The 23,185-nt window shown below is 67.0% G+C and carries 16 protein-coding genes, 2 rRNA genes and 1 riboswitch (1 of these 19 only partly in view); of the genes, 10 read left to right on the plus strand and 8 right to left on the minus strand.

The window, feature by feature from the left end:
* Window positions 1-1,195: ribosomal RNA gene (locus tag ACORQU_RS08140) — 23S ribosomal RNA — on the plus strand (it extends 1,671 nt beyond the left edge of the window).
* A gap of 151 nt (window positions 1,196-1,346) precedes the next feature.
* Window positions 1,347-1,461, plus strand: a 5S ribosomal RNA gene (gene rrf, locus ACORQU_RS08145).
* Window positions 1,462-2,395: 934 nt separating this feature from the next.
* Here rrf and ACORQU_RS08150 read toward each other — a convergent pair.
* Window positions 2,396-3,205: a YdcF family protein gene (locus ACORQU_RS08150; RefSeq protein ID WP_491644480.1), complete on the minus strand. Its 810-nt coding sequence runs from the start codon at window positions 3,203-3,205 to the stop codon at window positions 2,396-2,398.
* Between the two features lie 103 nt (window positions 3,206-3,308).
* Window positions 3,309-3,550, plus strand: a riboswitch (cobalamin riboswitch).
* Between the two features lie 229 nt (window positions 3,551-3,779).
* Between ACORQU_RS08150 and metE the strand changes: the two genes are divergently transcribed.
* From metE to ACORQU_RS08170, 4 genes are all read left to right on the plus strand, one after another.
* On the plus strand, window positions 3,780-6,071 hold the full coding sequence (gene metE / locus ACORQU_RS08155) for a 5-methyltetrahydropteroyltriglutamate--homocysteine S-methyltransferase (RefSeq protein ID WP_491644481.1): 2,292 nt from the start codon (window positions 3,780-3,782) through the stop codon (window positions 6,069-6,071).
* Between the two features lie 186 nt (window positions 6,072-6,257).
* Window positions 6,258-7,151 carry a fructose bisphosphate aldolase gene (locus ACORQU_RS08160; protein ID WP_491644482.1) on the plus strand — a complete coding sequence of 298 codons (894 nt, stop codon included), beginning with the start codon at window positions 6,258-6,260 and terminating at the stop codon, window positions 7,149-7,151.
* A 150-nt stretch (window positions 7,152-7,301) separates the two neighbouring features.
* Entirely contained in the window at window positions 7,302-7,928 is a 627-nt protein-coding gene (locus tag ACORQU_RS08165) for a nicotinamidase (RefSeq protein ID WP_491644483.1), read from the plus strand.
* A 135-nt stretch (window positions 7,929-8,063) separates the two neighbouring features.
* Entirely contained in the window at window positions 8,064-10,298 is a 2,235-nt protein-coding gene (locus tag ACORQU_RS08170; protein WP_491644485.1) for a TonB-dependent receptor, read from the plus strand.
* A 422-nt stretch (window positions 10,299-10,720) separates the two neighbouring features.
* Here ACORQU_RS08170 and ACORQU_RS08175 read toward each other — a convergent pair whose 3' ends face one another.
* Entirely contained in the window at window positions 10,721-13,009 is a 2,289-nt protein-coding gene (locus ACORQU_RS08175; protein WP_491644487.1) for a TonB-dependent receptor, read from the minus strand.
* Window positions 13,010-13,156: 147 nt separating this feature from the next.
* Between ACORQU_RS08175 and ACORQU_RS08180 the strand changes: the two genes are divergently transcribed.
* On the plus strand, window positions 13,157-14,167 hold the full coding sequence (locus tag ACORQU_RS08180; RefSeq protein ID WP_491644489.1) for a TIGR00266 family protein: 1,011 nt from the start codon (window positions 13,157-13,159) through the stop codon (window positions 14,165-14,167).
* A 64-nt stretch (window positions 14,168-14,231) separates the two neighbouring features.
* Here the strand turns inward: ACORQU_RS08180 and ACORQU_RS08185 are convergent, their stop codons facing one another.
* From ACORQU_RS08185 to bufA2, 4 genes are all read right to left on the minus strand, one after another.
* Window positions 14,232-14,717, minus strand: coding sequence for a DoxX family protein (locus ACORQU_RS08185; protein WP_491644491.1), 486 nt, complete (start codon window positions 14,715-14,717; stop codon window positions 14,232-14,234).
* A gap of 25 nt (window positions 14,718-14,742) precedes the next feature.
* Window positions 14,743-15,546: an HvfC/BufC N-terminal domain-containing protein gene (locus ACORQU_RS08190; RefSeq protein ID WP_491644493.1), complete on the minus strand. Its 804-nt coding sequence runs from the start codon at window positions 15,544-15,546 to the stop codon at window positions 14,743-14,745.
* The gene (gene bufB / locus ACORQU_RS08195; protein WP_491644494.1) at window positions 15,543-16,382 is read right to left on the minus strand and encodes an MNIO family bufferin maturase; all 840 of its coding nucleotides are present in this window, start codon (window positions 16,380-16,382) and stop codon (window positions 15,543-15,545) included. Before bufB ends, ACORQU_RS08190 begins: the two co-directional genes overlap by 4 nt.
* Before the next feature lie 73 nt (window positions 16,383-16,455).
* Window positions 16,456-16,833 carry a BufA2 family periplasmic bufferin-type metallophore gene (gene bufA2, locus ACORQU_RS08200; protein WP_491644496.1) on the minus strand — a complete coding sequence of 126 codons (378 nt, stop codon included), beginning with the start codon at window positions 16,831-16,833 and terminating at the stop codon, window positions 16,456-16,458.
* A 130-nt stretch (window positions 16,834-16,963) separates the two neighbouring features.
* Here bufA2 and ACORQU_RS08205 point away from each other — a divergent pair, with 130 nt between their 5' ends.
* The 3 genes from ACORQU_RS08205 to ACORQU_RS08215 all read left to right on the plus strand — a co-directional run bounded on the left by ACORQU_RS08205 (window position 16,964) and on the right by ACORQU_RS08215 (window position 19,716).
* Window positions 16,964-17,875: an AraC family transcriptional regulator gene (locus ACORQU_RS08205; RefSeq protein WP_491644498.1), complete on the plus strand. Its 912-nt coding sequence runs from the start codon at window positions 16,964-16,966 to the stop codon at window positions 17,873-17,875.
* 72 nt (window positions 17,876-17,947) lie between these two features.
* Window positions 17,948-18,961 (plus strand): patatin-like phospholipase family protein, encoded by a 1,014-nt coding sequence (locus ACORQU_RS08210; RefSeq protein ID WP_491644500.1) that lies wholly within the window; start codon window positions 17,948-17,950, stop codon window positions 18,959-18,961.
* Window positions 18,958-19,716, plus strand: a complete 759-nt coding sequence (locus ACORQU_RS08215; protein ID WP_491644502.1) for an SIR2 family NAD-dependent protein deacylase — start codon at window positions 18,958-18,960, stop codon at window positions 19,714-19,716. The genes ACORQU_RS08210 and ACORQU_RS08215 overlap by 4 nt, the downstream gene beginning before the upstream one ends.
* Window positions 19,717-19,747: 31 nt before the next feature.
* Here the strand turns inward: ACORQU_RS08215 and ACORQU_RS08220 are convergent, their stop codons facing one another.
* Entirely contained in the window at window positions 19,748-21,991 is a 2,244-nt protein-coding gene (locus ACORQU_RS08220) for a TonB-dependent siderophore receptor (protein WP_491644504.1), read from the minus strand.
* 274 nt (window positions 21,992-22,265) lie between these two features.
* Window positions 22,266-23,177 (minus strand): alpha/beta hydrolase, encoded by a 912-nt coding sequence (locus ACORQU_RS08225; RefSeq protein WP_491644506.1) that lies wholly within the window; start codon window positions 23,175-23,177, stop codon window positions 22,266-22,268.
* Window positions 23,178-23,185 lie beyond the last annotated feature (8 nt).

The following is a 23,185-nucleotide window of genomic DNA, read 5'->3' on the forward strand; positions in this document are numbered from 1 at the left end:
CGGGAGAAGGTGCGCCTCTTCTGGTGAATAGCTGGGGGAGGCCGAAGTGACCAGGCCGCTGCGACTGTTTATCAAAAACACAGCACTCTGCAAACACGTAAGTGGACGTATAGGGTGTGACGCCTGCCCGGTGCTGGAAGGTTAATTGATGGGGTCAGCCGCAAGGCGAAGCTCTTGATCGAAGCCCCAGTAAACGGCGGCCGTAACTATAACGGTCCTAAGGTAGCGAAATTCCTTGTCGGGTAAGTTCCGACCTGCACGAATGGCGTAACGACAGCGGCGCTGTCTCCACCCGAGACTCAGTGAAATTGAAATCGCTGTGAAGATGCAGCGTTCCCGTGGCAAGACGGAAAGACCCCGTGAACCTTTACTATAGCTTTACATTGAACGTTGAGTTCGTCTGTGTAGGATAGGTGGGAGGCTGTGAAACTGTGGCGCTAGCTGCAGTGGAGCCATCCTTGAAATACCACCCTGATGTGCTTGACGTTCTAACCTAGGTCCGTTATCCGGATCGGGGACCATGTATGGTGGGTAGTTTGACTGGGGCGGTCTCCTCCCAAAGAGTAACGGAGGAGCACGAAGGTACGCTCAGCGCGGTCGGACATCGCGCACTGTGTGCAAAGGCATAAGCGTGCTTGACTGCAAGATCGACGGATCAAGCAGGTACGAAAGTAGGTCTTAGTGATCCGGTGGTTCTGTATGGAAGGGCCATCGCTCAACGGATAAAAGGTACTCCGGGGATAACAGGCTGATACCGCCCAAGAGTTCATATCGACGGCGGTGTTTGGCACCTCGATGTCGGCTCATCACATCCTGGGGCTGTAGTCGGTCCCAAGGGTATGGCTGTTCGCCATTTAAAGTGGTACGCGAGCTGGGTTCAGAACGTCGTGAGACAGTTCGGTCCCTATCTGCCATGGGCGTTGGAGATTTGAGAGGGGCTGCTCCTAGTACGAGAGGACCGGAGTGGACGAACCTCTGGTGTTCCGGTTGTCACGCCAGTGGCACTGCCGGGTAGCTATGTTCGGAAGCGATAACCGCTGAAAGCATCTAAGCGGGAAGCGCGCCTCAAGATGAGATCTCCCGGGACACAAGTCCCCTAAAGGAACCATCAAGACTAGGTGGTTGATAGGTCAGGTGTGTAAGCGCTGTAAGGCGTTGAGCTAACTGATACTAATGATCCGTGCGGCTTGACCATATAACCTCAAGTGGCTTCGGCATACGCCGATGCACCACACACTTAGCCTCGACAACACGTCGATGCCATCTATACACTCCCTACATCACAAGTAACTACGCGAGACTGTGCGCCTCATCCGTTGTTTGGATGGCGACGCTCCAACCGTCTCCCTGGTGAAATTAGCGCTGTGGTCCCACCCGTTCCCATCCCGAACACGGAAGTGAAACGCAGTTGCGCCGATGGTAGTGTGGCTTAAGCCATGCAAGAGTAGGTCATCGCCAGGGCCTTACACCTAAAACCCCTCAGATCGAAAGATCTGGGGGGTTTTTCTTTGTCCGTCCGCAACCGGATAAACGCCCAATGGCGCCGAGCGACTTAATCCCCAGCGCCCCGCCGAACTTCGCCTACCGCTCGGCAAATCGCAGAAACTTCTCGTCTGCGCGACTGCCCCATCAACGCGCCCGTGGTCAGGACATACGGCGCCAGACACAGCACGGGAAACCAACCGGGCGACGCAGGTGGACTTTTCAGCCTAGCGTTGCGTCGTGGGTACAAAGCGGCCCGCCAACCAGCAAACGCAGAACATCGGCGAAGTCAGAATGCCGAGGCACGTTCGTGAAAACTTCGAACGCTTCAAGCTTGAGCCAGAGCCAGAGCGCTTACCGACGCCGGCTCGCCTCCGACACGGTGGTCTTGCCCCGGATGATTTCCAGCACCAGCGCCGACTTCCTGCGCGCCGGCCAACGCTTGATTTCCTCTTCCATCACAATGCTCGTGGTGTCTCCGTCTCAACGAAACACCTGAGCAGGAAACCACCGGATCATTACAGGCCCACGCTCGACCAGATCCTACGCCACGCTGCCCATAGAAAAGCAGGATCTGTGGATACAGCGTGTCGTCGAGCCGTCAGTCGAGAAGGCTTGGTAGCAGGCGTGGGGCGGCGGCTTTCCTCAAGGGCGGCACCGGGTCAGTGTCGTGCGTGGGCCGGCTACCTGGCTTGTAAGGAACAAGGAACTCCCAACTACGCTTAAGTTCGACGAATCTGCCTGCATATCGCCCACGCGACTCGAACTCACGCACTGCTGGGCGCTCCGGTCCGTAGGAGCGATCTGAGCGGCTGGGTGATGCCGCGGTACTTCGGCAGATGCCTAAACTCGACAGGGGAAGCGTGGCGCGTTTCAGCGCAGCGCATAGCGTGTCCCGCGCGCCATGCGAACGCTATTGCGCCGGCGGCAGCGTGACTGGGCGATCCAGTGGATGCTGGACCGGATCGGGCATCGCCTTCACCGGAGCGTCGTTCCTCCCCAGGAAGTTGTACCAGTGGTAGCGGGCGATCCCCAGCCACTCGACGCAGGCCAGGTCGGTGATGAGCAGGTTGTAGCTGTTGGGCAGCCAGGACGAGAACGGCGCGGTGTAGTCGCTGCGCGCCGGGGTGGGATGGAGGCCGAAATGGGCGAAGTACAGCAGGCTGCGTCGCATATGCAGGCCGGAGGTGACCAGCACCAGCGGGCCATGAGGGACCTCTGACAGCAGGCGGGAGGTGAACTTCGCGTTCTCCCAGGTGTTACGTGAAGCACTTTCCTCCAGCAGTGCCGAGGCGGGCACGCCGGCCTCGCGCAGCAGCGAGCCGTACAGTTGCGCTTCGGTGTTGCCCAATCCGGCGGGATCGCCTCCGGAAATCAGCACCCGGCAGCCCCGCGTGCTCGCCTTGCAGCTCTCGTAGAGCTGGACCGCCCGCAGGATCCGGCTATAGGCCAGCGACTGCGGCTCGATGCCGCCTTCGTGCGGCAATTTCTGCATGCCCATGCCGAGCACGATGATGACCGAATCCGGTGCCCAGGCGAGTCGGACCGGATCACGTTGACCGGCCTGGGTCATGGCCACGATCCAGCCGGCCAGGACGCCGTTGCCCAGCAGCCAGAACACGATCACCCAGCAGCTTGCGACGACGCCTGCCGTGCGCCTCCAGCGCAAGCGGAACAGCACGGCCGTCAGCAACGCGCCTAAGGCCAGAAACACCAGGGACATCGGCCGAACCCACGCAGGAAAGCCTCATGGTTGCAGATTGAGGGCAAGGCTTCATGTCCAGCGTCCCGACCCCTCCACGGCTTGACGCAAACCGATGCTCCGCATACTGTGCGCGGGCCGAAGGTTTCATCGCTTCATCCCCATGGAGCGATGAATTAAACGGGAATCCGGTGAAGGCGCCTGAGCGCGCCCATTCCGGAGCTGCCCCGCAGCGGTTATTGGAAACGAACCCCGCCAACAGCACTGGTGTCGCTTCAACGCGACACCGGGAAGCGGCGGACAGTAGGTGGCGCGTCCCGCGCCGTGTCCATGAGCCCGAAGACCGGCCCCGGCCGGAAGACCCAGACCGGTCTTCCGTTTCGACCTGGCACCGCTCGCGGGAGCGGCACGGGCACTCCGCTCCCTGCATTCGACCGCGGGCGGGACGGGGTGAGCGTGCGTGTTTCGCGTAGTGGATCCGGTTCGCCCGCGGGGGCGAAGGTCGCTGGCGTGGCACGTCGCAGCCGGAAGTCCGGACGCGTGGCGCGCGGTTCCTTCGTTCCTCAATGCCCACACGCAATGAGGATCCATCCACATGACCATCGTCACCAACCTCGGCTTTCCCCGCATCGGGCCACGCCGGGAACTCAAGCACGCCCTTGAACGCCACTGGAAGGGCGAGGACAGCGCGGACACGCTGCAGGCCACCGCACGCGAGCTGCGACTCAGGCACTGGCACCTGCAGCGCGAGGCCGGCGCCGACCTGTTGCCCAGCAACGATTTTTCGCTCTACGACCAGGTGCTCGACACCGCCTTCCTGTTCGACGCGATCCCGCAGCGCTATCGCGCCCTGGCCGATGGCGACCCGCTTGGCGCCTATTTCGCCATGGCGCGCGGACGCCAGACCGATGGCGTCGACCTGCGGGCGTTGGAGATGACCAAGTGGTTCGACACCAACTACCACTATCTGGTGCCGGAACTGCAGGCCGGGCAAGGGTTCGCGCTACGTGGCGACAAGCCGGTCGCCGAATTCCTGGAAGCCAAGGCTGCCGGCTTCAACACCCGCCCGGTCCTGCTGGGGCCGGTGAGCTTCCTGCATCTGTCCAAGACGGTGGATGGCAGCGACCGTTTCGCGCTCCTCGACGGCCTGCTGCCGGCCTACGCCGCGCTGCTCTCGCACCTGCACGCCGCTGGCGCGGAGTGGATCCAGATCGATGAGCCGATCCTGACCCTGGACCTGTCGACGCAGGTCCAAGACGCGTTGCGTGAGGCCTACGCACGATTGGCGCAGGCCACGCGACCCAAGCTGATGCTCAGCACCTACTTTGGCGCGCTTGGCGACAACCTCGCGCTCGCCGCCGAACTGCCCGTCGACGGCCTGCACGTGGATCTGGTGCGCGCACCCGAACAGCTCGACGCGGTCCTCCAGGCGTTGCCCGCCGGGCGGGTGCTCTCGGCAGGCCTGGTGAATGGCCGCAACGTCTGGCGCACCAACCTGGACAACGCGCTGACCCTGGCGCGCTACGCGCAGGGCCAGCTGGGTGCCGATCGATTGTGGCTGGCTCCGTCCTGCTCGTTGCTGCACGTCCCGGTCGATCTGGACCAGGAAAAGACCCTGGATGAAGAAGTGAAGCCGTGGTTGTCCTTCGCCCGCCAGAAGCTGGGCGAACTGCGCCTGTTGGCCAACGCCCTGGACGGCGTGCCAGACGCGGACGCCGGCCTGGCCGAACAACGCGCCCACCTTGAATCGCGCCGACAGTCGCCGCGCGTGCATCGCCCCGAGGTAGCCCAGCGCGTGGCGCGCCTGACGCCGCAAGACAGCCGTCGGCAATCGCCCTATCCGCAGCGCCGCCGTGTGCAGGAAGCCGCCTTCGACCTGCCGGTCTATCCGACCACCACGATCGGCTCGTTCCCGCAGACCCAGGACGTGCGCCAGGCACGTGCGCGGCACAAGTCCGGCAAGCTCTCCGACGCCGAGTACGACGCCTTCCTGGCGGCCGAAACCGAGCGCTGCGTGCGCTTCCAGGAACAGATCGGGCTCGACGTGCTGGTGCATGGCGAATACGAGCGCAACGACATGGTCGAGTACTTCGGCGAGCAGCTGGATGGCTTCGTCTTCACCAAGCTGGGCTGGGTGCAGAGCTACGGCAGCCGCTGTGTGAAGCCCCCGATCATCTTCGGCGACGTGGTGCGCCCGGCACCGATGACGGTGCGCTGGTCGCAGTATGCGCAGTCACTGACGCCGCGGCCGATGAAGGGCATGCTGACCGGCCCGGTGACGGTGCTGCAGTGGTCGTTCGTGCGCGACGACCAGGCCCGCAGCGCGACCTGTCGTCAGATCGCGCTGGCGCTGCGCGATGAGGTCACCGACCTGGAAGCGGCCGGCATCGGCATCATCCAAATCGACGAGCCGGCGATCCGCGAAGGCCTGCCGCTGCGCCGCGGCGAATGGGCCACCTACCTGGACTGGGCGGTCGAAGCCTTCCGTATCTGCGCCAGCGGCGTGGGCGATGCGACCCAGATCCACACCCACATGTGCTACTCGGAGTTCAACGACATCATCGATGCGGTCGCGGCGATGGATGCGGACGTGATCTCGATCGAAACCTCTCGCTCGCGCATGGAGCTGCTGGATGCGTTCGTGCGGTTCGCGTATCCCAACGAGATCGGTCCGGGCGTCTACGACATCCATTCCCCGCGGATTCCTTCCACCGCAGAGATGGTGGACCTGCTGCGCAAGGCGCGTGCGGTGCTGCGCGATGCCCAGTTGTGGGTCAACCCGGACTGCGGGCTCAAGACCCGTGGCTGGGAGGAAACCCGGCACGCGCTGGAGCAGATGGTCGAGGCCGCGCGCATCCTGCGGGCGGACCTGGCGCGGGCAGCCTGAGGATCGCGCATCGGATGCCACGTGGGCGCGGGCCAGCAACGGCCCGCGCCCATGCGGCGTCCCAGTGCGTGGATATCCGGCGCGCCCGGCATGAAGCCGATGTGAGCCGGTAACGGTTACACGAACGCCATGCACACCCGGCCCGCGTAAACTCGGTCACCCCCTTCACCACAGGACTTGCCGACCGTGTCAATCAACCAGGAACAGCGGGACAAGATCGCTTCCGGCCAAGGCTTCATCGCCGCGCTCGACCAGAGCGGCGGCAGCACGCCCAAGGCGCTGAAGCTGTATGGCATCGACGAATCCGCCTATTCGGGCGACGCCGAGATGTTTGCCCTGGTCCACCAGATGCGCGAACGCATCGTCACCAGCCCGGCCTTCACCGGTGAGCGGGTGGTCGGCGCCATCCTCTTCGAGCGCACCCTGGACGACCGTTTCGCAGGCGAAGAAGCCGCGCAGTACCTGTGGAACACCAAGCAGGTCGTGCCATTCCTGAAGATCGACAAGGGCCTGGAAGACGAAGTCAACGGCGTGCAGCTGCTCAAGCCCATCCCGGGTCTGGCCGAGCTGCTGGCCAAGGCCAAGGCCAAGGGCGTGTTCGGCACCAAGGAGCGCTCGGTCATCAAGGGCAACAATGCGCAGGGCATCGCCGCAGTGCTGGACCAGCAGTTCGAGCTGGGCAAGCAGGTGCTGGACGCCGGGCTGGTGCCGATCATCGAGCCGGAAGTGGACATCAAGGCCGCCGACAAGGCGCAGATCGAGGCCACGATGAAGCAGGGCCTGCTCGAGCGCCTGGACAAGGTCGACGCGGCCACCCCGGTGATCCTCAAGCTCACCCTGCCCAGCGTCGACGGCTTCTTCCAGGAGCTGGTCGACCACCCGAGCGTGCTCAAGGTCGTGGCGCTGTCCGGCGGCTACAGCCGTGACGAGGCCAACGCCAAGCTGGCCAAGAACCCCGGCATCATCGCCAGCTTCAGCCGCGCCCTGACCGAGGGCCTGAGCGCGCAGCAGAGCGATGCGGAATTCAACGAAGTGCTCGACAGCACCATCGAGTCGATCTACCGCGCCTCGATCGCCTGATCGAACCGCTGGACGCGTCCAAGCAGGCCCCGCTCCGGCGGGGCCTGTGTCGTTTCAGCGACCGCGACGCCGCGAGTCGAAGCGGCGCTGGCTTGAGGCCGATGGCCGGCATGGCTAGGCTGCGGCTTCCCCACGCAGCTGGCGCCTTCGATGACCGACATGCCCCACGACACCGCCCTGATCGTGGTCGACCTGCAGCCGGACTTCATGCCCGGCGGTGCGCTGGCCTGCCACGAGGGCGATGCCATCGTGCCGGGCATCGCACGGCTGCTGGATGCGCGCGCCTACGGCACGGTGGTGGCCACGCAGGACTGGCATCCGCGCGCGCATGCTTCCTTCGCCACGCAACATCCGGGGCATGGTCCGTTCGACGTGATCGACCTGCACGGCCAGCCGCAAATGCTGTGGCCGGACCACTGCGTGCAGGGCACCCCGGGCGCGGCGCTGGACCCGCGCGTGGACTGGACGCCGGCGGACCTGATCCTGCGCAAGGGCGCGCACGCGCAGGTCGATTCCTATAGCGCCTTCCGCGAAAACCACGGCCCGGACGGCACGCGGCCCTCGACCGGGCTGGCCGGCTGGCTGCGTGCGCGCGGCATCACCGAGGTCCACGTGTGCGGGCTGGCGCGCGATGTCTGTGTGCTGTGGACCGCGCAGGACGCGATGGCCGAAGGGTTTGCCGTGCGGTTCCTGTGGGAGCTGACCCGACCGGTCACTCCCGAGGGCGATACGCCCACGCGCCGGGCTCTGGAAGCCGCGGGCATCACCATCGCCTGAGCCAGGCGCCCACTTGGTAGGAACGACATACCCCGGGAAGTTGACAAACCGTGGTCGAGAAAGTGTATTTTGCGTTAATTGTGCTGCATGGCAGCACGCCCGGCCACGCTCGTCACTTTCCCCGCGGAGTCACCCATGCCTGTCCACTCATCGTTGCGCCGCAGTGCGCTCGCTCTTGCCGTCAGTGCCACCTTCGTCGGTGGTGCGTCCGCCCAGCAGGCGTCCACCTCGCCGTCCGTCGCGCAGCTCGACTCGGTCCAGGTGACCGCCGACCGTCGCAGCGAGGATTCCCAGAAGGTGCCGGTCTCGGCCACGGTGCTGCGCCCGGATTACCTGGATGCGCTGTCCACCAGCGCCTCGGATGTGCGCGTGCTGGCCGGCAAGGCGCCCAGCCTGAACGTCGAGTCCTCCAACGGGCGCGTGTTCCCGCGCTTCTACATCCGTGGCTACGGCAACACCGATTTCACTACCTACGCGTCCCAGCCGGTGTCGCTGGTCTATGACGACATCGTCTACGAGAACGCCTTCCTGAAGGGCTTCCCAATGTTCGACCTGGCCAGTGTGGAAGTCCTGCGCGGCCCGCAGGGCACCCAGTTCGGCCGCAATACCCCGGCCGGCGTGGTCAAGTTCAACTCGGCCCGCCCGGTGCTGGGCTCGACCCAGGGCTATGCCAGCGTGTCCTACGGCACCCATGCCACCACCTCGGTGGAAGGCGCGCTCAACCTGCCGATCAGCCAGACCTGGGCCGCACGCCTGTCGCTGCTGCAGCAGCACCGCGATGACTGGGTGACCAGCCAGATCTCCGGCCAGAAGCTGGAAGGCTATGACGATTCGGCTCTGCGCCTGCAGCTGCTGTTCGAGCCGGGCGATGACTTCAGTGCGCTGTTCAATGCCCATGCGCGCAAGCTCAACGGCACGGCGCGCCTGTTCCGCGCCAACATCTTCAATCCGGGCACCAACCAGCTGGTCGATGACTTCGACGAGGACAAGGCCTACATCGATGGCCACAACGCCCAGGAGCTGACCACCTATGGCGGCAGCGCCAACCTGACCTTCAGTTCGGGCGATGTCACCTTCCACTCGATCACCGGCTACGAAGGGATCTCCAAGTACTACAGCCGCGGCGACATCGACGGCGGCTACGGCCCGGGCGTGTTCACCGATCCCACCCAGCCCTCCGGCCCCGGCTTCATTCCGTTCTCGGTGGAGACCGCTGGTGGCATCAAGTCCCTGGACCAGTTCACCCAGGAGCTGCGCGCCGAATCCAACTACGCCGGCCCGCTGAACTGGCAGGGCGGTCTGTACTACTTCTACGACAACGTGCAGGGCGAGGCCTACGACTACGACACCCTCGCTGGCGGCGCGCTGACCGGCTATGACCTGACGCGCCAGAAGACCTCCTCCTGGGCGGCCTTCGCCTCGCTCAACTACCAGGCCACCGATGCGCTCAATCTGCGCGCCGGTATCCGCTACACGCACGATCACAAGACCTTCGACATCCTGGAATGGGATCGCAGCTCGCCGCCGCCGATCGGCGGCGACACCAGCGGCTCCAAGGTCACCGGCGATGTCAGCGCGACCTTTGCCCTGACCGATGCGGTCAACCTCTACGCGCGCGCCGCGCGTGGCTATCGCGGGGCCAGCTTCGGTCCGCCGTCCACCGGCGTGCCGGTGACCGTGGCGCGCCCGGAGACCGTGGATTCCTACGAGCTGGGCATCAAGGCCAACCTGTGGGATCGCCGCGGCCGGTTGGCCTTCGACATCTACAGCATGGACATCAAGGACCAGCAGCTCACCGCGGTGGGCGGGACGTCCAACGCCGTGCAGCTGATGAACGCCAAGAAGAGCGAGGCCTACGGCGCCGAGCTGGACTTCGAACTGCTGGCCACCGAGAACCTGCGCTTCGGCTTCAACGGCAGCTACAACCACACCGAGATCAAGGACCCCGGCCTGGCCACCTCGACCTGCTCACCGTGGGTGTGCACGGTGACCGATCCGGTCAATGCCGACGGCCTGGCCTACATCGATGGCAATCCGCTGCCGCAGGCGGCCAAGTGGATCGGCAACGTCAACGCCCGCTATGGCATCCCGGTCGGCGACGACGGCGAGGTCTTCGTCTACACCGACTGGTCCTACCGCAGCGAGGTCAATTTCTTCCTGTACCAGTCGCGTGAGTTCGTCGGCCAGCCGCTGTTCGAAGGCGGCCTGAAGATCGGCTACAACTGGAACGGTGGCCAGTACGAGGCCTCGGTGTTCTGCCGCAACTGCACCAACCAGATCCGCGCCACCGGTGCGATCGACTTCGACAACCTGACCGGGTTCATCAACGACCCGCGCATCATCGGTGCCCAGTTCCGCGCGAACTTCTGATCCCCACCGCGCCGTCGCACCACGCCGCCGCCCGCTGTCAACAGGGGCGGCGGCGTTGTTTTTTACGCGCTTCCTACGACGCTCGATCTTCATGCCCTGATTGGCGCGTAAATCCAAGACGTTCCACGCGAAGCCATCTTGGGGCTTGAGCGATGCGGTCAAGGAGCGGCTGCGGCTGTCATGTACGTCCAGCAGATCCGATTGCCGCTGGGACGATCCTGCTTGCGGCACCGTTGACGATCGTGTGCGCAGGACCAGGCACGACTTCACGCCACACAATCCTCAGCCTATCGCGCAATGGCGGAAGCCACCCCGGTCAACGCAGGGATGGCCCTCAGCCCTCTCTAAGTGAGCCAACCACCGCTGCTGCGTCGGCGCATGGTGTCGCTGGCGGCCGGGCAAAGGCCGTGTTCTGAACGCGCTCAGAAGCGAGCGGTGAACTCCAGCCCGTAGGTGCGCGGCTCGTTGATGAAGCCGGTCAGGTTGTCGAAGTCGATCGCGCCGACGATGCGGGTCTGATCGGTGATGTTGCGCCCGAAGACCGCGATCTCGTAATCGCCGTAGTCCCAGCCGTAGGCGATGCGCAGGCCGCCTTCCAGCGAAGCCTTGCCGCGGAACTCGGCGGCCTGGTACAGGAAGAAATTGACCTCGCTGCGATACGCCCAGTCGGTGTAGACATACAGCCCGGCGCCGTCGCCCATGGGCAGGCTCCAGCGCGCGGTGAGGTTGTGGATCCAGCGCGGCGCCTGCGGCAGCGGGTTGCCGTCGATCAGCGCATAGGTGCCGCCGTTGAGGGTCACCGTGGGGTCGGTCACCGTGCACATGCCGCTGCCGCACACCGCAACGGCCAGGCCCGGGTCGTCGATCTCGGTGTCGTTGAAGCTGCTGCCCAGGGTGATCAGCAGGTTGTCGGTGACATACGCCTCCAGGTCCAGTTCGGCGCCCTGGCCGAGGGTCCTGTCGGCGTTGAGCAGGCGCGCGGTGTTGGACTCCCCGCCCACCGCGATCAGCTGTTGGCCATCCACGTTGTAGCGGAAGATGTCGAAACCCAGGCGCGCGCGCTTATCCCACAGATCGGCCTTGATGCCGACCTCGTAGGAGATGACCTTCTCCGAACCGGCCGAGGTCACCCCGCCGTTGGGCGCGGTCGCCAAGGCGAACAGCAGGCGGCCCTGGATGGACGGGGCGCGAAAGCCCTTGGCCACGCGTGCGTACAGGTTGATGTCCGGGTTGATGGTGTACACGCCGGACAGGTCCCAGCTCACGTCATCGACATCGGTGTGTACCGGGTAGGGACCGCCGACCGGGGCGCCGAACGGCGCGGCCTCCAGCACGCTGGCGCTGAAGTCCTTCCTGTCCTGCGTGTAGCGCACGCCGCCGCGCAGCTTGAAGGCCGCGGTGACGTCGTAGTCGGCCGAGGCGAAGGCCGCCCAGGTCTTGTTGCGCTGGGCCTGCACCGCGTGACCGGCCTGCGGGTTGCCCGGGGTGAGCGAGTCGAAGTTGAAGCTGTCGATACGCACGTCTTCGTCGAAGTAGAACAGGCCCGCCTGCCAGTCCAGGGCGCCCCACTCGTTGGACTCGACACGGAACTCCTGGGTCCACTGCCGGTGGTGCGGCAGGCCGTCGGCCGACTCGGAGGAGAACGGGATCACGCCCGGACCGGAGTCCGGCAGGAAGGCCGCGCCATAGCCGCCGTCGATGTCGCCGCGGTTGATCGAGTCGACCGTCTCGTAGCCGGTGATCGCGTAGACGTTGACGCTCCCCAGCTGCCAGCGCAGGCGCGCGCTGCCGCCCCAGCTGTCCAGCTCGGAGTCGTTCAGGCCGTCGGTGGACATCGTGTCCTTGTCGAAGCCCGGGACGAAACCGTTGGTTCCCTGCTGGATGATGTTGGCGCGGAACAGGCGCGCAGTGCCGTTGAGGCGGCGCTTGTGCAGGTTGAACAGGGCTTCCAAGCCGTCGCCCTGATAGAGGAACTGCACGCGCGCGGCGGACTCGTCGAAGCCTTCGGTACTGCGGTCCGGGCCGGCGGCATAGGTGTTGTCGACCCAGTCGTCCTTGCGCTGGTACAGGCCAGAGACGCGCGCGGACCAGCGCTCGGTCAGCGGGCCGCCATAGGCGCCTTCGAAGTTGAACATCCCCAGGTTGCCGGCGGCCGTCTTGACGTAGCCGCTGGCGTCCTGCGAAGGGCGCACCGAGTCGAACTTGACCACGCCGGCCGGGGTGTTGCGTCCGAACAGCGTGCCCTGCGGCCCGCGCAGCACTTCCACGCTCTGCAGATCGAACACCGGGAAGCCCTTGAGCAGCGGGCTCTCCTGGACCACGTCGTCATAGACCAGCGACACCGGCTGGGAAGCGTTGAGGTCGAAATCCGTGTTGCCCAGGCCGCGGATGTAGAAGCGCGGAAAGGCCCGGCCGAAGGAGGATTCGATGTTCAGGCTGGGCACGCGAGCGGACAGGAAGCGGATGTCGTTGCCGCCGGATCCCAGGATGCCGAGCTTCTCGGCGTTCAGCGCGGTGATCGACACCGGCACGTCGTGGATGTTCTCGACCCGGCGCTGCGCGGTGACCCGGACCGTATCCAGGGTCGCGGGCGGCGGCGGGGCCTCGGGCTCGGCGGGCGCCTGTTGGGCCAGCGCGGGCGGCAGCGCCAGGGCCAGGGCAACGGACAGGGCCACGCGGCGACAACGCAGGCGCGGAAGCGATCGGGACATGGCGTTGGGCCTGGGAGGGAGCGCGGGCCATGTTGCAGAACTGTGTCTTGGACAGCAAGCGAGGACACAGTGACCTTGGGCACGGGTCGGCCGGCCATGCCCGCAAGCTAGACTCGGCCCCTGTTTCCCCGTCCTTGGAGCGACCCCATGAGCAGCTGGTACTTCCTCACCGGCGCCGAGCAGACCCGCTCGGGCCCGTTCGACGATGCGGCCGCGCAGGCTTTCGCCCGCGCCAATCCGTCCGCGCTGGCCTGGCGCGAAGGCCTGTCGGGCTGGCAGCCGGCCAGTTCGTTGCCCGATTTCGGCGGTGCGGGCGTGCCCGCACCGGTGCCGCCGCCGCCCGGTGCGGGCATGCGCAGCGACGAGATCGACTTCCGCATCGTCGGTCACGACATGCAGTTCGTCGAAGTGGAACTGGACCCGGGCGAGAGCGCGGTGGCCGAGGCCGGTGCGCTGATGTTCAAGGACGCCGCCGTGCAGATGGACACCGTGTTCGGCGATGGCCGCACCAGCGGCGCCGGCGGCGGCTTCATGGACAAATTGCTGGGTGCCGGCAAGCGCCTGGTCACCGGCGAGAGCCTGTTCACCACGGTGTACACCCACACCGGCGCGGGCAAGGCCAAGGTTGCCTTCGCCGCGCCGTACCCGGGGACAGTGATCCCGCTCAAGCTCTCCGAACACGGTGGACGCCTGATCTGCCAGAAGGACAGCTTCCTGGCCGGCGCGCGCGGCGTGTCGCTGGGCATCGCCTTCCAGCGCAAGATCCTCACCGGCCTGTTCGGCGGCGAGGGCTTCATCATGCAGAAGCTCGAAGGCGACGGCTGGGTGTTCGTGCATGCCGGCGGCACGGTGGTCGAGCGCGAGCTGGCCGCCGGTGAGCGCATCGACGTGGATACCGGCTGCGTGGTGGCCTATCACAGCGGCGTGGACATGGACATCCGCCGTGTGGCCGGCATCAAGAGCATGTTCTTCGGCGGCGAAGGCGTGTTCCTGGCCACCCTCACCGGCCCGGGCAAGGTGTGGCTGCAGTCGCTGCCGTTCTCGCGCATGGCCGGACGCATGTTGCAGGCCGCTCCGCAGGGCGGAGGCCAGAACCGCGGTGAAGGCTCGGTGCTGGGCGGGCTGGGACGGATCCTGGACGGCGACAACAGCTTTTGAGGTCGCCGATCGCATGCATGACACAGAGCCGCCGGGAGGCGGCTTTGTGCTTTTTGTACAGACCTCAACGCGCCGGGAGCGATGCGTCGGGCATACGCGGACTGTCTGACCGGCGCCGTGCGACCAGATGGTCGAGGCTCGCGCGGCCTGGGCCTGCGGTCAGCAGCCAGACGAAGACGGTGACGTACAGCACCTCGTCCAGTTCGACGAATTCATCCAGCGTGGAGATGCCGGGCAGCACCACGACGATCAGCGCGACCAGCATGTTGATGATCATCGGGATCATGGTCAGGCGCGTGGCCAGGCCGAGCAGGATCAGCACGCCGCCGATGAACTCGGTGCCGGCGCATAGCGCGGCGCTGAAGGCTGGGAACGGGATGCCCCAGTCCATGAAGCGGCCGGTGAAGAACTCCAGGTTGTGCAGCTTGGCCCAGCCGGTCTCGGCCCAGAAATAGCCGAACACCAGCCGCACCAGCAGCGGGCCCAGCCAGTCGATGCGCTGGAGGAAGGACAGCGCGGAGGGGCGCAGGCGGGTGGAAGTGGATTGCATGGCAGGCTCCTGTCGAGAAATGAGTTCAGTGGGCGTGATCGGCGGGGATGACGCGTAGCGCTGCCACCAGGCCGTCGTGGATCCAGCGTTTGAGCAGGCCGGCGGCGCGCAGCGGCGCCTCCGGGCCGTGCGCGTGCGCGAGTTGCGTGCACAGATCGCCGAAGCACTGACCAGCCCGCACGGACCGCAGCGCGTCGGCTTCGTCGGCGTCGAGCCGTCGCCAGTGCACGGCGAAGGCTTCGCGCCACAGCAGCCAGGTGGCCGGCGTCGCCGCGCGCATTTCTGGCACGTTGTCGCCGGCCGCATGCGCGGTGACCTGCGCCGGCGCATGGCTGGACAGCGTGAGCCAGCGCAGGTGCGAGGCCAGCATGAACCGCAGCCGTGGCCAGTCCTGTGGCGGCACGGCGGCCATGTCGGTCAGGCTCACGGCGTGGTCGTCGGCCGCGTCGAAGACCTCGCCCTGCGTCCATTCGAACCGGGCCAGTTCCACCGCCGCAGCGTCGAGGTCATGGCCCTGGGCGAGCCAGCCGGCGAAGCGTGCGCCAAAATGCCGCACCGACGGCTGCGTGGACGGATGTGCGTGCAGATAGGCGTGGGCCAGTGCGTCGAACCGCGCTTCGCCCAAGAGCGCCTTCAAGACCGGGAAGTCCTGGCCGAGCACCTCGATCAGGCGCAGCGCATAGGCGTCGCGATAGATCCGCAGGCGGTCGTGCACGGTTTCGCCGCGCACCGGCGTGGCGTCGATTCGCGGCCCGATGGCGGCGTCGCCATGCAGCAGCCAGGCCTGCAAGGCCTGCTGATGGTCCAGCAAGGCAGGCGAGGCGTTCATGCCGCACGCGCCTGCAGCGCATCGGCTGCGATGCAGCGCGCGATGTCGAGCTCGGCCAGCAGCTCGGCCAGCGGAGGAATGTGGTCGTCGCGCTCGATCATGGTCGGTACCGGACCGAAGCGACGCAGCGCCTGCGCATACAGCGCCCACACCGCTTCGCTCACCGGCGCGTCGTGGGTGTCGACCAGCAGGCCGCTGCCCAGCGCATCGGCGCTGTGTCCGGCCAGATGGATCTGGCGCACGGCATCGCGCGGCAGCGTGTCCAGATAGGCCTGTGCGTCCAGGCCGTGGTTATGTGCGTTGACGTAGACGTTGTTGACGTCCAGCAGCAGCCCGCAGCCCGACTCGCTGGCGATCGCCGCGAGGAACTGCGCCTCGCCCAGCGTGTCGCCGGCAAAGCGCGCATAGCTGGACACGTTCTCCAGCACCAGCTGCGTGCCCAAGGCGTCCTGCACCTGACGCACGCGCGAGGCGACGTGATGGACCGTCGCCTCGGTTTGCGGCAGGGGCAGCAGGTCGTGCAGCTGGACGCCACCGTGGCGACTCCAGCACAGATGGTCGGAGACGATGTGGGGCCGTGCGCGGCGCACCAGCCGGGCCAGCGCAGCGAGATAGTCGCGGTCCAGCGGATCGCTGCCGCCGATGTTGAGCGACACGCCGTGCAGCGCCAGCGGCCAACGCTCGGCGAACTGGTCGAGCATGTGCAACGGGCGGCCGCCAGCGACCATGTAGTTCTCGCTGAGCAGTTCCAGCCAGTCCACCGGTGTATCGCCGGCGAGCAGGTCGCCGTAGTGTTGGGGCCGCAGGCCCAGGCCGAAGCCGTGCAGGGGAGTCATCGTGTGGCGCTCGTTGGGGAACGGCCGGTCGCGGCCCGGCGCGGCACGCCGGGCGCGAGCGGCGATGCGACGGTCAGCTGTTGGCCTTTTCCTCGGCCTTGGGCGCCGGCATCGGCTTTTCGAACTTGCCGCCGACGGTGTTGCACTGCTTGGCGGTGGCTTCGGTGAAGCCCTGGCCCTTGCAGGCGTTCTGGCCCTTGCAGGCATTGGCTGCGCTCTTGCACGCGCCCTGGCCCTTGCAGGCGTTGGCGCCCATGCAGTGGCCCATTTCGGCCTTGCCGTGCTCGGCGGCATGGGCGGCGGGTGCGCCAGTGAACAGGGCGGCGGCGGCGATGGCCAGGGACAGGCCGGAAGTGGCGATGGCGTTGCGCATGATGGCGTCCTCGTAAGTGGTGGTGACCGGCAGCGGGCCGGTGGACGCATTGGGCGCTAAGGCGAGGCGGCGGACCATTCCCGCGCGTTCTGCGGATATGCCCATCCGTCCGCGTGGGGCACGATGCTCATGCTGCACGGACGTGCGGACCGCCGGGGCGGACGAATGGGCATGGTCGGGGCCATCGTCGAGCGACTACGATGCGGCCATGTCCACCCCCCTCGCCCTGCAGACCGACGAAGAACGCGACAGCGTGCTGGAGACCGTGCTGGCCGGCTATCGCATGCGCGTGGAGATCACTGCCGACGTGCGCTTCTGCGGGACCTGGTTCGAGCGCGAGCCGGCCACGCGCTTTGGCCAATTCCATTTGTTGACCCGGGGCGAGTGCTGGGTCAGCGGCGAGGCGCTGGAACACGCGGTGCACCTGCGGCACGGCGACCTGATCGTGTTTCCGAGTGGCGTGCAGCACCTGCTCTCGTCCTCGCCCGATCCGCACCTGCCGCCGGCCGACGAGCCGGGCGATACCAACATGCTGTGCGGCGAGCTGGAGTTCGTCTCCGGCGCCAACAATCCGATCTTCGGCGCGCTGCCGGCGTGCTTCGTGGTGCGTTCCGAGCAGAGCAGCCCCGCCTTCCGCCAACTGGCGCAGATGCTGGCCGAGACCAGCCGCGACCGGCGCTGGGGCCGGCAGATGGTGCAGAACAAGCTGGCCGATTCGCTGTTCACCATGGCCGTGTGCGAATACGTGCGCGCCACCGAGCGTCCGCGTGGCCTGCTGGCGGCGATGACAGACGTGCGCCTGGCGCGCGTGCTGGCCGCAGTGCATGCGCATCCAGGCCAGGACTGGACGATCCAGTCGATGGCGCACGAGGCCGGCATGTCACGCACCGCGTTCGCCGAGCTGTTCACCGCCACCGTCGGCCTGCCGCCGGTGCAGTACCTGTCCCAGTGGCGCGCCACCGAGGCCCGGCGCCTGCTGGGCAACCGACGCCTGTCGGTGGCCACGGTGGCCGAGATGCTGGGCTATCGCAGCGAGGCGGCGTTCCGGCGGTTCTTCAAGCGGCTCGAGGGCATCGGTCCGGGCAAGGCACGCAGCCGTGCGGGCGAAGACGGGCCCTGAGCGAACCGCCGGGTTGCCCGCCGTTTGGGCTTGGCTGGCTAAGCTGAGCGCTTTCACACAGCCTTTCGTGCCATGCCTGCTTCGCGCCTGACCTGCCTGCTGCTCACCGCGTGCGTCATCCTGCTCTCGGCCTGTGGCGGTGCCCAGGTCAAGACCCCGCCACCGACCACCACCGTGGTGCCGCCGCCTTCGGTGACGGCCAAGCCGGTGGTGATCGGCCTGGCCCTGGGCGGCGGGGCGGCCAAGGGCTTTGCCCATATCGGCGTGATCAAGATGCTGGAGGCCAACGGGATCAAACCCGACGTGGTGGCCGGGACCAGCGCCGGCAGCGTGGTCGGCGCGCTCTACGCCAGCGGCATGGATGTGTTCCAGCTGCAGGAGAAGGCCGTGGCCCTGGACGAATCCTCCATCCGCGATGTGCGCCTGTTCTCCGGCGGCCTGGTGCAGGGCCGCGCGCTGCAGGACTACGTGGATGCGCAGGTGCATGACACCCCGATGCAGAAGTTGAAGAAACCCTTCGTCGCCGTCTCCACCCGTCTGGAGGACGGCCAGCGCACGTTCTTCAACTACGGCGACACCGGCCAGGCGGTGCGTGCGTCCAGCAGCATCCCGGGTGTGTTCGAGCCGGTGAGCATCGGCAAGTACCACTACGTCGACGGCGGGGTGGTCAGCCCGGTGCCCGTGGACGCGGCCAAACAGCTGGGCGCGGACTTCGTGATTGCCGTGGACATCTCCAGCAAGGCCTCCGGGATCATGCCCGAGGGCATGCTGGGTATCGTCAACCAGTCCATCGCCATCATGGGTCAGCACGCCGGGCGCGAGGAACTGGCCCGCGCCGATGTGGTGGTGCGGCCCCAGGTCAGCGACATCGGCCCGGCCGATTTCACCCAGCGCAGCGCCGCCATCCTGGCCGGTGAGAAGGCCGCGCTGGCAGCGATGCCGCAGATCAAGGCGCGCCTGGCCCAGCTGCGTCACGAGCGCGCCGCCGCCGCGGCCGCCGCGGCCCAGCCAAAGGCGCCCCCCTGCGAGGCGCCCTCGCGCCTGCAGCGGCTGATGGGGCGCGCCAGCCCCTGTCCCGCTCAGTGAGCCAAGCCCTGGCCACCGAGCTGGCCCACCGCATCGGTCAGGTCGGCGCGGTGACCGTGGTCACCGGCGCCGGCATGTCCGCCGAAAGCGGCATCCCCACCTTCCGCGGCACCCACGACAGCCTGTGGTCGCGCTTCGATCCGATGACGCTGGCCACCGAGTCGGCGTGGCGCGCCGACCGTGACCTGGTGTGGGGGTGGTACCGGTGGCGCATGGCGCTCGTCGCGAATGCCCAGCCCAACGCGGGCCACCTAGCGCTGGCGCGGATGGCGGATGCGGTGGACATGCAACTGGTCACCCAGAACGTCGACGACCTGCACGAACGCGCCGGTAGCACGGTGGCCGCGCACGTCCACGGCAGCCTGTTCGCGTTGCGCTGCTTCGACTGTGGGCGTGGCCATGACGCCCTGCTGGAACCGCTGACGCCGGAGGCCGCCCCACTGCGCGCCGCGCCGCCGTCCTGCGTGTATTGCCAGGGCGATGTGCGGCCAGGCGTGGTGTGGTTCGGCGAAAGCCTGCCGGAAGACGCCTGGCAGCGCGCCGTCGCCGCCACGCGTTGCGCGGTGATGCTGGTGGTCGGTACCTCCGGGCTGGTACAGCCGGCGGCCTCGCTGCCGGCGCTGGCCCGGCGCCAGGGCGCTTACGTGGTCGAACTCAATCCGGCCCGCAGCGCGCTGAGCGAGACGGTGGATGCGCACTGGCCGCTCACCGCGGTCCAGGGCTTGCCGCTGCTGCAGGCGGCCCTGGCGCGCTGAGCGTCCTCGCCACGTCCCGCGCGCTCCGCGCTCAGAATCGCCAGCGCAGGCTGGCCGATACGAAGCGCGGTTCCCCGTAGTTGTTGTAGTCCAGGTTGGCCCAGTAGGTCTTGTCCAGCGCATTGCGCACCGACAGGGTCGCGGTCCACTGGTCGTTGATGCGCAGGTTGGCGTTGAGGTGGACCAGCGTGTAGGCGCTCTGGGTCACGGTGACCGGCGTGGTGGTGCCATCGCCATTGGGCCGCTCGATGTTGAAACCCTGCACCTTGTTCTGCCAGCTCACGCCGCCGCCCAGGCTCAGGCGATCCCACGTGCCCGGCAGGCGCCACTGCGTGGACAGCTGCAGGTAGTCCTCGGGCAGATTGGCGTAGATGGCATCGGTCGGTGCGCGTGTCACCTTGACGTGGGTATAGCCGGCGTTGAGCGTCCAGCCCGGTCGCAGCTCGCCGTTGAAATCCACTTCCCAGCCCCGGCTCTTGGTGCCGTTGACGCCCACGTAGGCCGAGCTGCCGTCCGGCAGCGTGTTGGGCGGCTGGGTGGTGTCCAGCACCGCGTAATTGTCCTGCTTGGCTTCGAACACCGCGGCGGTGGCCAGCGCGCGGCCCTCGAACAGCTGCGCCTTGAGGCCGGCCTCCAGGTTGGAGCCTTCCACCGGCGCGAGCAGGTTGTTGTTCTTGTCCCGGTAGTTCTGCGGATTGAAGATCTCGGTGTAGCTGGCGTAGACCGACACGTCCGGGACGATGTCGTAGACCACGCCCACGTAGGGCGTGACTTCGTCGCTGACCTTGTAACGGCCGCTGGTATCGGTATAGCTGCCGGACGTGTCGTAGGCGCGGGTGCGCGTCTCCCATGAACTCAATCGCGCGCCGGCGATCAGCGACAGCGGCTCGGCCAGGTGCAGACGCGCCGAGGCGTACACGCCGCGCTGGCTGGTGCGGGCCTGGCGCCAGGCGCCGGTGTGGCGGTAGGTGACCGTGCCAGCGGCGCCGTCCCAGTGATACAGGTCGGGCACGTTAAAGCCGATCGCATCGCCGTATGGCGTGGCAATCGTCTTCCAGTCGTCCGGGTACACCAGTGCGGTGCCCGGCGCGGTGGACTGCAGGTCCTGCCAGCTGCCCCCAACCACCACGTCATGGGTCCGGCCGAACAGGGCGAACTTGCCCGACAGGTACACATCGACCGCATCGCGGCTGTCGTTGGTCTCGCCCGCGCCGACCTGCAGATAGGTGCCTGCGCCTGTCACCGGATCGGGATAGCCGCTGCCGTACACGCGCAGGCTCTGCACCTCGCCGGTGGTGTGGGCGTAGTTGACCTTCAGCAGCCAGTCCTCGCCGAAGCGCTGCTCCAGATTCGCGAAGGCGGTGCTGGTCTTGCGCTGCCAGCGCGTCCACGCCGGCGAGAAGTTGGTCGAGCGCGAGACCTTGGCATCGGCGCCGTCGGAGCTGAAGAAGGGCACCGTGCCCCAGGTCGAACCGGTCGGGTTGTTGTCCTGGAGCTGGTAGCCGACGGTGACGGTGGTGCTGTCGGTCAGGTCACCTTCCAGCACAGCCATGCCGGCCTTTTTGTTTTCCTCGTAGCGGTCGTAGTAGTAATCGCGATCGGTCCACGCACCGACCCAGCGGCTACGGAAGCGACCGTCGGCACTCAGCGGCAGGGTGATGTCGGCCTGCGTGCGGCGGAAGTCCCAGCTGCCGACGCTGGCGGTCACCGACGCATCGAAGTCCCGGCCCGGGCGCTTGCGCAGCAGGTTGACCGTGGCCGAGGGAATGCCGGCGCCGCTGAGCAGGCCGTTGGCGCCCCGGATCACTTCGATGCGGTCGTAGAAGGCGGTGTCGTATTCCTGGTTGGTCGAGCCGCTGTAGGTCGGCAGGCTGTCGACCTGGAAATCGGTGATCTGGAAGCCGCGCGCGAAATACAGCGGGCGCTGGGTGTCGTAGAAGGACACGTTGACCCCGGTGATGTTGCGCATCACATCGTTGATGCTGAACATCGATTCGTCCTCCAGCCGCTGCTGGCCGATCACGCTCACCGACTGTGGCGTGTCCTGGATGCTGAGCGGCAGGCGCGTGGTGGTGGACGGCACTGCGCGCGTACCGGTGACCTGCACGTTGTCCAGCGTCTTGGGTGCGTGGCGGCGCGCCTGATCCTCGGCATCGGTCTCGCCGTCGGCGGCGTGTGCGAGCGGAGCGCACAGGCTCAGCGCTAGCAGCAGGGCGATGGTGAGCGGGGAGTGGATTGGCGCGACGGGCGTACGCGAAACGGCAGCGGTGGACATGGATTCCTCGAAGGCACAGGCAGGCGCGACGCGCGCTGCAATGGCGAGCGCACGGCGATGCGATGAGTGGGAGGCTGGCCCAGGCAGCGGGCTGGCGGTGGTCGTTGGCGACCACGAAGGCAGGCACCGGGATGGCTGCCTACAGCGCTCAAATGTAAATGATTCTCAAATATCCAACAAGCCACGCGCCGACATGGCGTGACACCGGCGCACCTCGCGCCGCAGGGTGCGCGCTGGCAACGCCGTCAGGTGTGGGAAGCGCGCGTGGGGCGCCTCACCTCACCGCATTGGCCAGATAGGCGTCGACCGCGCGGGTGTAGTCGGACGCTTCGCCCAGGGTGCGATTGATCTCCATGTGCGACAGATCCTCGGGCAGCACCTGGATGGCAATGCCAAAGTGCTGTGCACGCTGCGCCAGGCCGCGTGCCTGCGCGCAGCTGTCGTCGCGGCGCGAGGAACACACCGCCAGCATCGGCAGCGAGGCGGTGGACAGGTGGTGCCAGGGCGAGACCGCGATCCAGGCCTGTGCGTCGTCGCCAAAGGCGCGGTCGTACAGCGGGAAATGGCGCGCCTGCATGATCTGCACCACGTTCATCGCCGCACTGTCCAAGGCGATGACCGCGCGTGGACGCTGCGCGCCGGCCTCGCGCAGTGCGTCGACATCCGCACCGAGCAGCGCCACCAGATGCGCGCCGGCCGAATGCCCCATCAACACCGTGCGCGCCGGGTCTCCGCCCCATTCGCTGGCATGGCGCTGCAGGTGGGCGATGGCAGTGGCGACATCGCCTGCCTGGACGGCCGGCGCGGCGGCGGGCAGCAGGCGGTAGTTGATGACCACCAGCACGTAGCCGCGCGGCAGCCAGTACGCGGCCTTGGGCCCGGCCAACCCCGGATTGTCCTTGTCGCCGGTACGCCAGGCGCCGCCGTGGACCATGACCAGGATCGGCAGGTTGCGCGCGCCGGCCGGGGCGTAGACGTCGTAGCGCTGGGCCGGGTCCGGGCCGTAGCCGATGTCGCGCAGGACGCGGGCGCCGGCCGGCAGGGCCGCCGGCCCGGCAGCCTCGGTCTGGCGCTCAGCCAGGCGTTCGCGCAGGCGCTCGCCGAGTCGTTCGCCGCGGGTCTGGGCCAGCAACAGGGCAGGGACAAGCAGTAATAGGGTCAGGCCGGCAAGGTGGGCAGCGCGCATGGTCGTCG

This window comes from Pseudoxanthomonas sp. JC1303 (genome assembly GCF_058448525.1).